At 64.5% G+C, this 15,133-nt stretch carries 12 protein-coding genes; 5 read left to right on the plus strand and 7 right to left on the minus strand.

Annotated elements, in window-relative coordinates; translation table 11 throughout:
• Positions 1 to 9: 9 nt before the first annotated feature.
• From CDV46_RS14205 to CDV46_RS14220, 4 genes are read left to right on the plus strand one after another with little or no spacing between them, the layout of a single operon-like run.
• Positions 10 to 756, plus strand: a complete 747-nt coding sequence (locus tag CDV46_RS14205; RefSeq protein WP_087723130.1) for a DUF4198 domain-containing protein — start codon at positions 10 to 12, stop codon at positions 754 to 756.
• A 12-nt stretch (positions 757 to 768) separates the two neighbouring features.
• Positions 769 to 1,080: a DUF3649 domain-containing protein gene (locus CDV46_RS14210; RefSeq protein WP_087723132.1), complete on the plus strand. Its 312-nt coding sequence runs from the start codon at positions 769 to 771 to the stop codon at positions 1,078 to 1,080.
• Entirely contained in the window at positions 1,077 to 2,780 is a 1,704-nt protein-coding gene (locus tag CDV46_RS14215) for a PepSY-associated TM helix domain-containing protein (protein WP_087723134.1), read from the plus strand. The genes CDV46_RS14210 and CDV46_RS14215 overlap by 4 nt, the downstream gene beginning before the upstream one ends.
• The gene (locus CDV46_RS14220; protein WP_249277529.1) at positions 2,780 to 3,052 is read left to right on the plus strand and encodes a DUF3325 family protein; all 273 of its coding nucleotides are present in this window, start codon (positions 2,780 to 2,782) and stop codon (positions 3,050 to 3,052) included. Before CDV46_RS14215 ends, CDV46_RS14220 begins: the two co-directional genes overlap by 1 nt.
• A 1-nt stretch (position 3,053) precedes the next feature.
• Here CDV46_RS14220 and ribA read toward each other — a convergent pair whose 3' ends face one another.
• On the minus strand, positions 3,054 to 3,716 hold the full coding sequence (gene ribA / locus CDV46_RS14225) for a GTP cyclohydrolase II (RefSeq protein WP_087688368.1): 663 nt from the start codon (positions 3,714 to 3,716) through the stop codon (positions 3,054 to 3,056).
• Positions 3,717 to 3,895: 179 nt separating this feature from the next.
• Complete coding sequence (locus CDV46_RS14230; protein WP_254916054.1) at positions 3,896 to 5,980, minus strand: TonB-dependent siderophore receptor; 2,085 nt, start codon at positions 5,978 to 5,980, stop codon at positions 3,896 to 3,898.
• A 404-nt stretch (positions 5,981 to 6,384) separates the two neighbouring features.
• Between CDV46_RS14230 and CDV46_RS14235 the strand changes: the two genes are divergently transcribed.
• The gene (locus CDV46_RS14235; RefSeq protein ID WP_087688370.1) at positions 6,385 to 7,170 is read left to right on the plus strand and encodes an AraC family transcriptional regulator; all 786 of its coding nucleotides are present in this window, start codon (positions 6,385 to 6,387) and stop codon (positions 7,168 to 7,170) included.
• Between the two features lie 49 nt (positions 7,171 to 7,219).
• Here the strand turns inward: CDV46_RS14235 and CDV46_RS14240 are convergent, their stop codons facing one another.
• From CDV46_RS14240 to CDV46_RS14260, 5 genes are read right to left on the minus strand one after another with little or no spacing between them, the layout of a single operon-like run.
• Complete coding sequence (locus CDV46_RS14240; RefSeq protein WP_087688371.1) at positions 7,220 to 8,002, minus strand: ATP-binding cassette domain-containing protein; 783 nt, start codon at positions 8,000 to 8,002, stop codon at positions 7,220 to 7,222.
• Positions 7,999 to 9,666 carry a cyclic peptide export ABC transporter gene (locus tag CDV46_RS14245; protein ID WP_087723138.1) on the minus strand — a complete coding sequence of 556 codons (1,668 nt, stop codon included), beginning with the start codon at positions 9,664 to 9,666 and terminating at the stop codon, positions 7,999 to 8,001. Before CDV46_RS14245 ends, CDV46_RS14240 begins: the two co-directional genes overlap by 4 nt.
• A 43-nt stretch (positions 9,667 to 9,709) precedes the next feature.
• A complete protein-coding gene (fhuB, locus tag CDV46_RS14250; RefSeq protein WP_087723139.1) occupies positions 9,710 to 11,800 on the minus strand; it encodes a Fe(3+)-hydroxamate ABC transporter permease FhuB in 2,091 nt (696 codons plus the stop codon).
• On the minus strand, positions 11,797 to 12,720 hold the full coding sequence (locus CDV46_RS14255; RefSeq protein ID WP_176399083.1) for an ABC transporter substrate-binding protein: 924 nt from the start codon (positions 12,718 to 12,720) through the stop codon (positions 11,797 to 11,799). Before CDV46_RS14255 ends, fhuB begins: the two co-directional genes overlap by 4 nt.
• Positions 12,720 to 14,888: a TonB-dependent siderophore receptor gene (locus CDV46_RS14260; protein ID WP_254916056.1), complete on the minus strand. Its 2,169-nt coding sequence runs from the start codon at positions 14,886 to 14,888 to the stop codon at positions 12,720 to 12,722. Before CDV46_RS14260 ends, CDV46_RS14255 begins: the two co-directional genes overlap by 1 nt.
• Positions 14,889 to 15,133 lie beyond the last annotated feature (245 nt).

The following is a 15,133-nucleotide window of genomic DNA, read 5'->3' on the forward strand; positions in this document are numbered from 1 at the left end:
GAAACCGTAATGAAAAAGACTGTTCCGCACGCCATCGCCCTGCTCGCCGCCGGCGCCCTCACCGCGTTTGCCGGTGCCGCGCAAGCGCACCAGATCTGGATCGAACAGCCCGCCGGTCAGAATGCCGTGATCCGCTTCGGCGAATTCGGCGAGAACCTGCGTGAAGCGTCGCCGGGCTTGCTCGACAAATTCGTGGCGCCGAGCGCGACGCTCACGTCGGCCTCCGGCGCGAAGACCGCCGAGGCGACCAAGTCGGCTGACGGCTTCACGCTGCCGTTCAAGGCCACCGCCGGTGAAACGCTGGTGGCCGAAGACGCCAAGTACCCGCTCTTCACTTTCAAGCGCGACGGTCAGGAAGTCACCAACTGGTACCGCCCGGCGGCGCGTCTCGTGACGGACTTCTCGGCGCAGAAGCCGCAACTGCCGCTCGATCTGGTGCCCGCCGGCAAGCACGGCGAGTTCCAGTTGTTCTTCCAAGGCAAGCCGCTGGCGAAGACGAAGGTGTCGCTGGTCACGCAATCGGGCTGGGCCAAGGAGGGTCATACCGACGCGCAGGGGTATGTGAAATTCGATATGCCGTGGAAGGGCGTGTACGTGGCCGAAGTCAGCCACACCGACAAGACGCCGGGTGAGCGCGCGGGCGCCAAAGGTGCCGAACGCTATCAAGGCGTGAGCTACGTCACCACCACCACGTTCGTGCAGGCCGACGGCGTCGAGCCGATTCCGGCAGGCCCGGCGGCAACGCCGAACAAGTAAGCGGTTCGCATCATGGCTCAGGTTCGCAGCAGTGCCGGTCTCTTTCGCGTCGGCGCACTCCTCTCCCGCATCGTGGCCGCCATGCTTGGCGGCTACGCCATCGCGGCGCTCGCCAGCGTGGCGGTCCTCGCTTTGCCGATGGACAAGTCGCAGGCCGTGATTACCGGCATGCTCGCGAGTTTCGCGATCTATGCCGGGGCGGTCGTGTGGGTGTTTGCCGTGCGCAGTGCGTGGCGAGCCTGGGCAGGTCTCATCATCGTGGCTGCACCGCTCGCGCTGGCCGCGTGGGCGGTGTCGGCAGGCGTTACCGGGGGTGCCGCATGACGGCCGCGAAGAAAACCGTGGATGCGGTGAATACCGGCCGAGGTATCCGTCAGACCATGTCCGATCTGCATACGTGGGCGGGCCTGCTGGTCGGCTGGCTGCTGTATGCCATGTTTCTCACGGGCACCGTGAGTTACTTCAAAGACGAAATTTCGCAGTGGATGCGCCCGGAAGTGCCGCATCAGCAACAGGCCCCCGACGTTGCCGTCGTCGCACAGAACGTCGCCGACCGGCTCTCGACGCTTGCGGCCGACAGCCCGCAGTGGAGCGTGTATCTGCCCACGGAACGCAACCCGGTTGCCAATGTGTTCTGGCGCAACGCGCCCGCGCCTAAGGTCCCCGGTGCGACGGGGGCCACGAGCACGCGCCGCGCCTTCGATGAGGCGACGTTCGATCCCGCGACGGGACAAATACTCAAGGCGCGCGACACGCTGGGCGGTGAATTCTTCTATCGCTTCCACTTCCAGTTCCACCCGCTGCCGGTGCTGTGGGGACGTTGGCTGGCAGGTTTCTGCGCGATGTTCATGCTGGTGGCGATCATCAGCGGCGTGATTACGCACAAGAAGATCTTTATCGATTTCTTCACCTTCCGATGGGGCAAAGGGCAACGCTCGTGGCTCGACGCGCATAACGCGCTGTCGGTCTTCGGCCTGCCCTTCCATCTGATGATCACCTACACCGGGCTAGTCACGCTCATGGCGATGTACATGCCGTGGAGCGCGCAAGTCGCGATCAAGACGCCGATGGACCGGGCGCAGATGAGCGGGCAACTCAGTGCGTTCCCGCCGCCTGCGAAGGCCACGGGAGAGAAAGCCCCGCTGGCGCCGATCGACGCCATGGTGCGCGAAGCACAGGCCCGCTGGGGCGCGAACGACGTTGGCCGCGTCACCGTGACGCTGCCGGGCGATGCGGCTGCGCGCGTGGCGGTCACTCGCGGCGAAACATCGCGCGTGTCGATGAGCCCGCAGTACCTGCTGTTCAACGGCACGACGGGCAAGCTGATCGAGACACACGACTCGGTCGGCGCGGCGGCCGAAACACGCGGCGTCATGTACGCGCTGCATCTGGGCCGGTTCAGCGATATGCACCTGCGCTGGCTGTACTTCCTCGTGAGTCTGGGCGGCACGGCAATGGTCGGCACCGGCCTCGTCATGTGGACGGTCAAGCGCCGGACCCGGCTGCCCGACCCCACGCGTCCGCACTTCGGTTTTCACGTGGTCGAGCGCCTCAACATTGCCGCCATCGCGGGCCTGTCGATCGCGATGACGGCGTTCCTGTGGGGCAACCGGTTGCTGCCCGTGGGCACCACCGGGCGAAGTGCTACCGAAGTCGATCTGTTCTATTGGGTCTGGGCTGCGACGCTGCTGTACGCGCTTGTGCGTCCGGCAAAACGGGCGTGGGTCGAGTTGCTCTGGATTGCCACCGCCGTGCTCGCCTTGCTGCCGATTGCGAATGCCGTGACGACTTCGCGCGGCTTGTGGCACAGCCTCGCCGCAGGCGACTGGGCGTTTGCCGGTGTCGATCTGATGTTGTGGGTTTTTGCCGCGTTGCATGCGTGGCTTGCCGTACGCACTGCACGCCATCGGCCGAAGACGAAACCTGCACGAAGCAAGCCAGCCGCCCCCGTCGCATCGCCGACGTCGGCGACATCGCCATCGGATGTGCCGGTCAACGCCACGTTGAATGAGGAGCGCGCGTGATGCATCTCACCACCTTCCTCATTTGTCTGGCGGGCTTTGCCGCCTTGGCGCTGGCGACAGAGCGCCAGCAGCAGACGTTCTTCAACGCCACACTCTCGCGCTCGCGGACGCGCCGGTTACGGATTGCGGGATGGGGAGCGTTGATCGTGGCGCTGGCCGTGATCGTGACGCGTCAGGGCTGGGGGATGGGATTGGTGAACTACAGCGGCCAGACCAGCGCAGCGGCCGGTCTGGTGTATCTCGCCCTCATCGTGGGCGAGCGCCGCCGGTAGCTTATTCGTTCTCTTCGAAGTAGTGCCCGAACTTGACCTGCTTGGTGCGGATGTAGCGTTGGTTCTCTTCGCGCACCGGCACGTCCAGCGCCACGCGTTCGCACACGGGGATGCCGTGCTTGACGAGCGTGTCGAATTTCTTCGGATTGTTGCTCATCAAACGCACCGAACTCACGCCCAGAATGCGCAGGATAGCGGCGGCCGAGTCGTACTCGCGGGCATCGTCGGGCAGGCCGAGATCGAGGTTGGCCTCAACCGTGTCGCGCCCCTGCTCTTGCAGCAGATACGCCCGAATCTTGTTGCTCAGGCCGATACCACGGCCTTCATGGCCGCGCAGATACAGCATGACGCCCCGCCCTTCGGCCGCGATCTTGCGCATGGCCGCATCGAGCTGTTCGCCGCAATCGCAGCGGTACGAGCCGAAAACATCGCCCGTCAGGCATTCGGAGTGCAGACGTACCAGCGGTGCCGGCGTATCGTCCGTGATTTCGCCCGCGACATCGCCCATCACTAGCGCGAGGTGTTCGTTATCGCTGTCTTTGACGCGAAACGCATGCGAGGCGAAAGTACCGTAGCGGGTAGGCAGGGTCGCCGTGGCGACGAGCGTGACGCATTCACCGGCGTCGTGGGCCGGTGCGGGGGAGGCAGAACCAGGGGACTTCATGGTGTCGTTCAAACGGGCAGAAATCGGAGAAACGCCGACAGGAAAATCAGGCGTGTCGCAGGAGTGTACCGCCATTTGAAAATTTCGGCCGACGGCGGCTTCGCAGTACCGAAGCACTGCGGCCGCCCCCGTGCAGCCCATGCCACGGGGGAAGGCAGCGTCGCCGGGTCAGCTACCGCTTAATAGTCGGCCCGCAGCGTGAGCATGAAGTTGCGGCGCTGGCCGTACTCGCCGTAGAACGTCGACGGCACCCGCGCGTAATACTCGCGATCGAACAGATTGTTCACGTTGAACTGCGCTTCCAGACGGCGGTTAAAGCGATAGGCCACCATCGCGTCCCACACCGCATAGCCGCCCTGCACGGCGCCCACCGTACGATACGTCGCGCTTTGCACCCGCATGCCACCGCCCAGACGCAGCCCGTTCAACATGCCGTCCGAGAAGCGATACGTCGTGTACAGCTTGAACAGGTGCTGCGGCTCCTCGCCGTCGAGCGACTGACCGGCCTGCTGCGGGTCGTTCTCGAAGCGCGAGTTCAGCAGCGTGTAACCGGCATAGACGTTCCAGTTGCGCGTAATCTGGCCATTCACTTCGGCCTCCCAGCCCTGACTGCGTGCCGAGCCTGCCGCCACCGACCCCGTCGGATGCAGCGGGTCGGCCACGGCGCGGTTGACGTCGGTCATGCGGAACGCCGCCACCGTCGCATTCAGACGGCCATCGAGAAACGCCCCCTTCATCCCGATTTCGTACTGTTGCCCCTCACGCGGCGCCAACCCCTGACCATCGAACGTGGTCGCCGTTTGCGGCGCGAAGATCTTCGAGTAGTTGAAGTACGCGTTGATCTGCGGCGTAATCGCCAGCACGACGCCGCCATACGGAATGAACTTGTGATTCGCGCGCGACGTCGTGGTCCAAGGCGTTTCCGTCGGGATCAGGCTCTGGCTCTGTTGCTGGTACCACGCCTCGCGCCCACCCAGCACGACGGTGAGCGGGTCGAGCACGCGTATGCGTGCCTGTCCGTACACACCGAACTGCTGCATGCGCAGGTTGTTACCGTAATTGAACGGAATCGTCGGCTCGACGCTCGGCGGCGCAAACACGCTGAAGTTGCCCAGACTCTCGTAGCCCGACAGGCTGCGCTGCTGCGTCATCTGATAGTTCACCCCGGCCAGCCACTCATGCTTTCGCCCGAACGCCTCGACCGGCCCCGAGAGATGCGAGTCGACGCCGAACAGGTTGTTCTCCATGCGCTGCGACTGCCCGGCGTAGTTGGCCGTCAAAGTCACCGGGTTGATGCCCGGCCCGAGATAGGCGTACTTGCTGTTGCTCGACAGATGCCGGTAGTTGACCGTCGTCGTGGAGACGACGCCGCCGTCGAAGCGGTGCTCAAGCTTGGCGTTGACCTCCTGCATCGCCGTCCAGCTGTAGTTCCAGTCCGGCGAGAAGTTGGAATTGACCGGCGCCTTCAAGAACTGACGGTTGGTCAGCAGCGACTGGCCGTAGTCGAACGCGTCGAGCGGGTTGACCTGATACGAGCCCGAGAGCGAGAGCAGCGTGCGCGGCGTGAGATCGAATTCGAGCGCGCCGTACGCGAGAAACTTGCGCTCGCTCGCCCGCGTGATCGACTTGTTGCCGGTGTCGCCCGTGAGCACGGCGCGGCCGCGAATCGTGCCGCTGTCGTTGAGCGGACCGGTCACGTCGATCATCTGACGGTAGTGCGCCCACGAACCGAGGGACGTCTCGCTGCGCACGGCAAACGTGTCGCCCGGACGCTTGCGCACCAGATTGACGGTGCCGCCCGGCTCGCCCGTGCCATCGAGCAACCCGGCCGGGCCACGGAAGACTTCCACACGGTCGTACATCGACAGATCGAACTGCGGCTGGTACTGAATGCCGCTCAGAATCGACACCCCGTCGAATTCCACACCGACGTTATACCCCCGCGCATTGAAGTAGTACGTGCCGTCGCCATAGTTCACTGCCGTGATGCCGGTGGTGTATTGCAGGGCGTCCGACACCGAGGTCATGGCCTGATCGTCCATGCGCGCGCGGGTGACGACCGACACCGAATTCGGAATGTCTTTGAGTGCCTGTTGCGTCTTGCCGATGGTGGTCGTCGACGTGCCGTACGAATCGGTCCCTTCGGTCTGCGCATCGCGCTGGGCGTTGACGGTCGCGGCGGGCAGCGCGGCGTCGGTGCCTGCGGGTGCCGTCGCGGTCTGCGCCTGCGCGGCTGCCGTGAACATCAGCATGGCGAGTGCCATGGGTGTGTAGCGAAATGCGCGGTGCGACTGCCCTGCCCTCGCACCGTCAGTCATACGGCCCCGAGCCGCGCGGTGAGGTTTCTGGTTCTGATTCGTTTGCATCGTTGACAACACTTCCCCTTGTTGCCGGCCTCGGCCGGCGATCGATGATTCGTGACCCTAGGGTCTGACGGGTATGACGGGTGTTTTGCAGTGGACGGCCGCGCCAGCCCCCGATGGGCTAAATCCCGCTACACTGGCGGGAAATATCGCAAATGAGACTCATTACTAAATTTGCGTGTGGTCCGGCGCAACACATTGATGGCTATGGAGAATATCGGGTTAAGAAAAAGCAAGGACGACAATAAATATCGATTTTTTGACATTCGACGTCCGATTGACGACACCCGAAATCAGTAACTCGTATGAACGATTTTTTGCGCAAGCGATTCCCCGATTCGGTGCGTCCGCTGCCTCGCGATGTCTATGCGCAGGTGACGACGTATCGCCATGGCGAGCGACTCATCTGGCACCGTCACCGGCACGGTCAACTCGTGTTCCCTGTGCGCGGCGTGGTGCGCGCGCTCACCCCGCTCGCCATCTGGACACTGCCGCCGACGCGCGCGCTGTGGCTCCCCTCGGACGTCGAGCACGAGCTGCATGCGGTCGGCGATACACAGATGTGCAACGTCTACTTCGAGCCGAAGCACTTCCCGTGGGACTGGACACGCCCCAATGTCATCCCGGCGACACCGCTCATTCGCGAATTGGCCGCGACCGTGGGCCGCGAAGGCGACAGCTACGGTCCCACGAGCCGCGCGGCGCTATCGGTGCCGCCGCTCATGGGAGTGCTGCGCGAGACGGCTGCGACGCCCGAGCGTGGCGTGCCGGTGCCACGCGACGCACGGCTGCAAGCGATTTGCGAACACCTGATGAACGACCCCGGCAGCAAGCTGACGCTCGACTTCTGGGGAGAACAGTTCGGTGTGAGCGGGCGCACGCTGGCCCGTCATTTTCAGGCGGAGACGGACATGACGTTCGTCACGTGGCGTCAACATCTGCGCGTGGCGGAAGCCATTTCTCAACTGGCGCAAGGCGCGTCGGTGGCTGCCACAGCGGATGCCTTCGGCTACGCCAGCGCGAGTGCGTTCATCGTGATGTTCAAACAGATCACGGGGCGCACCCCGCAGCGCTATCTGGCCGACGCGTGAACACGTCGGCCAGCGGCCCAGGTAACGGCAAGGCGGGACACATCGGCCTTCAGCGCGCGTAGCTCACCGGCATGCCGCCGTCGGGATTGGGCAGCACGCCCATCGGCACACCGTAGATGGTTTGCAGCGTAGCTGGCGACATCAGTTCCGTCGGCGTGCCGCGCGCAATTGGCTTGCCCTGCTTGAGCGCCAGCAGCGAATCGCAGAACCGCGCGGCCATGTTCACGTCGTGCAGCACGATCACCACGCCCAGGCCATGCGTATCGGCCAGTTCGCGCACGAGTTTGAGCACATCGAGTTGATGCGCCACGTCGAGCGCCGACGTCGGCTCATCGAGCAGCAGGCATTGCGCCTGCTGCGCCACGAGCATCGCGAGCCACACACGCTGGCGCTCGCCGCCCGAGAGCGACTCGACCAGCCGGTCGGCAAACACCGCCACGTCGGTCTGCGCCATCGCGTTCTGCACGGCCTCATGGTCCTTGGCATCGAAACGGCCGAGCGCGCCATGCCACGGATAGCGCCCCAGCGCGACCAGTTCGGCCACGGTCATCCCGGCAGCCGCCGGCGGCTGTTGCGGCAGATATGCCACCCGGCGCGCAAACTCGCGCGCGCCCCACGACGAGAGCGTCTTGCCTTCGAAATGAATCTCACCGCTGACCGGCGAGATTTGGCGGGCGAGCAACTTGATCAGGCTGGACTTGCCCGAGCCGTTGTGGCCGATCAAACCATGCACCTGCCCGCCCGCCAGTTGCAACGTGAGCGGCGCGAGCAGCGTGCGGCCTTCAACGGCGAAAGAGACCTCGCGCAGGTCGAACATCGGAGTATCAGTCATGAGCGTTCAGGGGGTGCCGTGCCGGTGGCATCGGAGAAATCGGTCGAATGAAGCGGCTGCGGCGCACGAAGCTGCCCGTAGTCGAGTTGAATCAGGCGATCGGCGAGATCGAAATAACGGTCGTCGTGCGTGATGACGAGCACCGTTTTGCCGCGCGCCTTGAGTGCAGGCAGCATCTGCCGGTAGAACACATCCTTGAAGAGCGGGTCTTGATCGGCAGCCCATTCGTCGAAGACATAGAACGGACGGTCTTCCAGATACGCGACCAGCAGCGCGAGCCGTTTGCGCTGTCCCTGTGAGAGGTCGAGCGTCGAGAAGCGGCCGTCTTCAATCGTCACCTTGTGATCGAGTTGCAGCGCCTTGAGCAGCGCGCCTGCTTGCGCATCGAGCCCGTCGGCTGGCAAGCCAAGCAGGTGTTCGAACAGGAAGAAATCGCTGAACACCACCGAGAACCGCTGACGATAGCGGTCCCGCGCAGCTTCATCCACCGGCACGCCATCGACGGTAATTCGGCCTTGCTCGGGGGCATACAGCCCCACGATCAGCTTGGCCAGCGTGGTCTTGCCGCTACCGTTGCCGCCGACCAGATACACGAGTTCGCCCGGCCGGAACGTCAGACTGATCGGGCCCAGCGTGAACATCTCGTTCTCCTGCTCACGAAAATAGCGATGCGTCACGCCTTCGAGCGCGATCTCGTGAAAGGCGGGCGCGTCGGGCACCGGTACCGCCGGGAGCAATTCACGCGGCAGTTCGCTTTCGACTTGTGCAATGCGCTCGAACGCGACGCGTGCCGTGCCCAATGCGGGCAGCGACGAAAGCACGCCCTCGATCGGCATGATCATGTACAGAAACACCAGCGCGTAGCCCGACACCACGGCGGGCGGCAGGTCGACGTGACGCAACACCACGAACAGCGTCAGGCCGATGAACGCGAAGAGGATGAAACTGCCCCAACTGGCCGCCGCCGCATACAGCACGTACCCGCGCGTGCGCTGCACACGCACCGCTTCGACATTCTCAGCCAGCCGCTCTTCGATGAACGCCTCACGGCGCCCGCGATGCAGCTTCAGTTCCTTGGCACCGTCGAAGAGCGCGCGAAAGTCCTTCACCAGCGATTCTTCCCGCTTGCGCGAGCCACGCAGATGCAGCAGCGCCCGTGTGTTCGCCATGCGAAAGCCCGCCGCGCCAATGAAGATCGTGACCACGGCGAACACCAGAATCTGCCACGACAGATAGCCGAGATACGCGAGGCAGCCGACGATCACGGCCCCCTGCATCGCCAGCACCGGCAGGCTGACGAACAACACGACCACCGCGTCGAGATCCTGTGTCAGCACGGCGAGCGCACGAGCGATACCATGCCGCTCCAGACTCGCATACGGCGCTGCGCCAATGCGGCGCAGCACTTGCATACGCAGCGTCGCCTTGGCCCGCTGGCCAAGCGACATGAACAGCGTTTGCGACAGCGCGCGCGTCACCAGCACGAGCACGCCGAGGCCGAGAAATTGCAGGCCGAGCGTGCCCAGCTGTTCGTGCGACGCGGTAAGCGCCTGATTGATGAGGGCGACGAGACCGGCGTTTCCGAAGCCGCTCACGAGACTGCCGATGAACGCGATGGACAGCGGCCATCGGGATGAACGCACCAATTGCCAAAACAAGGACATAGGAGGGGGACCTCTCTCTTTTCTTATGTGATTTTTGGGGACTTCAGGCCACCTGACGGCGCAGGTGCCACAACAGATACGGTGCGCCGATCAACATGGCGAGTACCCCCGCAGGCAACTGCTGCGGGAACATCAGATTGCGGCCGAGCCAGTCAGCCACGATCATCAGCAGCGCGCCCGACACGCCCGCTGCCACCGCCTGCGAACGCGCCTTGCCGAAACCGGCCATGCGCGCCAGATGCGGGGCCAGCAGACCGACAAACGACAACGGCCCGATCACCAACGTCGCTACGGCACTGAGTACCGCCGCCAGACACCAGATCCACAGGCGTGCCCGGCGCACATTCATGCCGACCGCACGCGCCGTCGCGTCGCCCATCGGCAACAGATCGAGCCAGCGCGATGCCAGACACGTCAGCACCAGACCCGCGACAGCGGCCAGCGCCGCGCCCGCCGCGATGCCCGGCCCGACGATGTAGGTGAGCCCCAGCATCAACGAGCGCAGCAGGAATGAATTCGCATTGCCGCTGGCCGTGGCAAGCGCCACGAGCGACTGCGCCATGCCCGAGATCGCCACGCCCGCCAGCAGCATGCGCGTGGGCGAAAAGCCGCCACTACGTCCCAGCCAGAGCATGACCGCCAAACTGATCGCGGCCCCGGCGAATGCGGCGCTGAACAACGTCGTCGCCGCCGGACCGCTCACGGTCCACGTCAGAATCAGCACGCCGAGCATCGCCCCGCCGCTTACGCCAAGCAATTCGGGACTGGCCATCGGGTTGCCGCTCACGCGCTGCAACAGCGTCCCCGCCAACGCCAGCGTCATGCCTGCCGCCGCCGACGCGACAAGTCGGGGCAAGCGCCACGGCAGCGCGTCTGTCCACTGCGTGCCGTTCAGCCATTGCCAGCCGTCCAGCGTGCGGCCGGTGTGCAGCGCAATCCACACGAGCGCCAGACCGCCGGCAAGCGTCAGCACTAGCCAGCGCCAGCGATGACGGGCACGCGCCGGTGGTGCAGCGTCCGGAGAGGTAATCTCGCCGGCACGCGTGCGCCGAAGCAGCCACAACAGCAACGGACCGCCAAAGAGCGCCGCCGCCGCGCCCGTCGGAATCACCGCGCCGTCGAGCAATGGCAGGCATTGCACGACTTGATCGGTGAAGACGAGCAACAGCGCACCGATCATCGGCGCCCAGAGCAATTGATCCCGCAGGCGCCGCGCACCCGCCAGACGCACCAGTTGCGGACCTGCTAGCCCGATGAAACCGATGATGCCGACCGCACTCACGATGCAAGCAGAAAGCACCACGGCGACCGCCAGCCCGGCAGAACGAATCCACGCCACACGCGCGCCGAGTTGCCCCACGCTGCGATCGTCGAGCACGAAAAGCGTGAGTGGACGCAGCAGCAGCGCGGCGGCCACGGCTCCGACAACCACGCGCGGCAGCAACCAGAGCGTGTCGTGCCAGCCGTTCTGCACGAGCGAGCCAGCGCCCCACGCGAACACGCCGACCAGCGCGCGCTCATGGGTCATCGACAGCATGATCGTCAGACCGCCGAAGTACAGGTTGACGATCATGCCCGCGAGAATGACAGGCACCGCGGCGAAGCGGCTGCGCCACGTCAGCGCCATCACGATGCCGATGGCCAGTGCCGCGCCGCCGAACGCCAGACTCGCGCGCCATGCCAGTGCGAGCGTCGGCAACCAGATCGCCGCAGCGGCGAGCACCAGATAAGCCCCGGAGGCGACGCCGAGCGTGAGCGGTTCGGCGAGCGGATTGCGTAACACCTGCTGGAACATCACCCCCGCGAGTGCGAGCCCTGCGCCCGCCAACGCCGCCATCACCAGACGCGGCAACCATGCGTAGCTCACGAGCAGCGCCGACATCGCGCTAGCGGGCGTCTGCCCCGCCGCATCCGTCGCCGGCACGCCGTGGCTGAGGGCTTGCCATACGGCGGCCGCGAACGCCGGCATATCGACACCGGCAGGCCGCAACGACGTGAACGTCCAGACGATCAACAACAATGTGGGGAGCCCGACGATCAACGCCAGCCTGACCAAATGGCTTTCCGCCCCCCCGGCACGTGCGCCGCGCGAGAGGTCTGCCATCAACGGCCCTTGAGAATTCGACGCGCTCATGCCGCACCTCCGGTCAGTGCGGCCGTCAGGGCATCGGCCAGACGCAATGCCGTGGGTGTGCCGCCGGTCGGCAGCATCATCGGCAGAGTACTCATGCGCCCGCCATGCACGAACGGCAAGGCCTGCCAGAGCGGGCTTTGCCCCAGCATCTTCACCACCTGCGGCGACGATCCGATCAGCATGGCGCGCGCCGATGCGTCACCGCCAATCTGTGTGTAATCGACCTGCGCCATACCTTCCGTATCGCTCGGACGGCGCCATGCGTTGGTCAGACCGAGCGCGTTCAGCGTGCCGCCGAAGACGCTTTCGCTACCGAACACGGCCGTCAAGCGCGTATCGATCGGCGTGATGAGATAGATCGGCCGATCCGCCGCGCCGTGTTGCGCGATGCGCGTGCGTAAGGCCGTCAGACGCGCGTCCGTTTGTTCGACGAGCTCGGTCGCGGCAGCAGGCCGGCCGAGCGCTTCGCCTAGTGCCTGAACGCGGCGGCGGGCGAGCAGATAGCCGTCCTCGTGACGATGCGCCGCCGGCGCGACGAACACGCGGGCAATCCGCGAGAGCGAATCGAATAACGGCGCATGCAGCGGCGTGACGACGATCAGGTCGGGCCGCAACGCCTGCACCACTTCAAAATTCGGCTGAAACAACAGACCGGTGTCGACCACCGACGACGGCATCTCCGGCGTGCCCGCCAACGCGCGATACCAAGGCGGGCGCGACATGCCCACCGGCACCACGCCCAGTGCCAGTATCTGCGCGCCCAGCCCCCAGTCCATCACGACGACGCGCGGCGTTTTACCCGCGTCCGTGGCCGCCTGCGCAATCGCCGGCATGAGAAGCGAAGCGGCCGACGGCACCAGCGCACCAACGCCAAACGCCGCCAAAAGGCGGCGGCGGGCGGCAAACGATTTTCGTTGCATCACCATTGATAACGGGCAGTCCCTAAGACAGTTCGCGTGGCGCCCCAGTAACAGAGCGACGCCGACGTGCAATACGAAACGTATTCGCGGTTAAACAGGTTGTTGACGTTCACGGCGAAGCGCCATTGCTGCCAGTCGTAGTGCACGGCGGCATCGACCAGCGTGCGGCTCGGCACTTCGAACGAATTGGCGGCATCCCCCGCCGACGAACTCATGTAACGCACGCCGGCACCAAAACCGAGATTGCGCAGCACGCCTTCGTGCAGCGTGTAGTCGGCCCACAACGCCAGGTTGTTGCGCGGCGCGATCTGCGGGCGCTTACCCTGTGCGGTCGTGCTTTGCATGACGATCTGATTCAGATACGTGTACGACGCGATCAGCATCAGGTCGCGCGTCACATTGGCGCGGGCTTCCGCTTCCAGCCCGCGCGAGCGGACCTCGCCGGTCTGCGTCGGGAACGTCGGATGCGCCGGGTCGACCACGCTCACGTTTTCCTGACGCAGATCGAAGGCCGACAGGCGGAACGACGCATCGTAGTTTTTCGGCTGGTAACGCACCCCGATCTCGTATTGCTTGCCTTGCGTGGGTTGCAACGGTGCACCCGAGAACGTCAGGCCCAGCACCGGCGCGAACGACTTCGCGTAGCTGATATACGGTGCCACGCCATTGTCGAACGCGTATGACAGCCCCGCCCGCCACGTGAACGCGTGGTTGTCGGCCTCGCTCTTTGCGCCGTTGTTGACCGAGCGCGTCGTGGCCCAGTCTTCGCGCATGCCCAGCGTCAGCACCCAGCGTTGATAGCGAAGCTCGTCCTGCGCGTAGAGACCGGCCTGCGCGAGCGAATAGTCGAGGCGCGTGTTCGGCGCAATGCCGGTGAGCGACGCGTAGTTCGGGTTGAACAGATTCAGTTGCCCCGCGATCCCGCCGCCGTACATATCGCCTTCGAGCACGCGGCGATAGTCGAAGCCGAACAACATCGTGTGCTCCACCGGACCGGTCGCGAATTTGGCCTGCGCATTCGTGTCGATCTGCCACTGGCTCACATGCTCGTGATCGGTGTTGCCCCACATGTAGACCGTGCGCTGATCCGGGCTGAAACCGCTCGTGACCGACGTCTGGTAATAGTTCTGATCGATGTGCAGGTAACGCGCGTTCTGCGAAATGCGCCACGTATCGTTCAGTTGCTTCGCAAACTGATAGCCGAACCAGTATTGCGTGCGTTGCATGCCGTCACGCGTCGGGTCACCAAAGTACTGATCCGGGCCGAGCCGGCCGTTCGGATTGACGAACACCGTGCCGCTCGCAGGCACCGGGTTGAACAGACCGCCCGCCGGGTCGCGCTGATAGCCGGCCAGCAGCGTGAGCGACGTGTCGCGATCGGGCTTGAAGGTGATCGACGGTGCGATGGCCAGACGTTCGTCCTTGATCGCGCTCACTTGAGTCTTCGCATCGCGCGCCAGACCGACCACGCGATACAGCACCGTACCGTCCTGATTGAGTGGCCCGCTCAGATCGAAGCCGGCCTGATAGGTGTTGTGATTGCCGATTTGCAGCGTCACTTCGTGCTGCGCCTGCTCGGTCGGCAGCTTGCTGCTGTAATTGACCAGCCCGCCCGGGTTGCCCTGACCGTACAGCACCGACGACGGGCCGAACATCACGTCGATGCGATCGAGCAGATACGGGTCGACGCGCGCCGTCGCGAACCGCGGCGACTGGAAAATCGCCAGTCCGTCGAGGTACGCATCGAGATCGAAACCACGTGCACGCAACTGATCGAAGCGCACATCGGTGCCGTCCTGCGTGTTCACGCCGGTGGTGTAGCGCAACGCCTGATCGATGGTGATCGCGCCCTGATCGTCCATTTGCTGACGTGTCACGGTCGATGTGGCCTGCGGCAGCGTGAGCGTATCGGCATCGGTCTTGGTACCCGTCTTCATGCGCTTGGCGACATAGCCTCGTCCCGGACCGCTCGGATTCTCCGCGAGCGAGGTGTCGGTCACCTGCGTCGCGGGCAGCGCAGCCGTGGCATTGGCCGCAGACGCGCCCACGGTCGCCGAATCCACCTCTACTGCCCAGCCGTGCTGGCCGAATACCGTGCTGCCAATCACCAGTGCCATGGTGGTCAGGCGTCGGGCTTGTGCCCGCTTCCCCGTATTGTTCTGAGTCACTTTACCGATCTTCCCGCGTCAGAGTCATTCCGTCTGAATGAATGTAAATAAATGAGACGCATTACTATTATCACTCGTATCCGTCCCTAAACCGCCATGGCTATTGGTAGAATACCGGGGAACTTTTTGCTGTGAATCACAAAAAATGTTGAGAAACGGACATTTTCTGTCCATTTCTCTAAGCTTTTGCGCGGCGGGCGCCTCATCAGGGCACTCGCGGTGAGCCCAGAGTTGTCGATCGGTCC

Origin of the sequence: Pandoraea sp. PE-S2T-3 (genome assembly GCF_002179965.1) — a bacterium.
Taxonomy (GTDB): domain Bacteria; phylum Pseudomonadota; class Gammaproteobacteria; order Burkholderiales; family Burkholderiaceae; genus Pandoraea.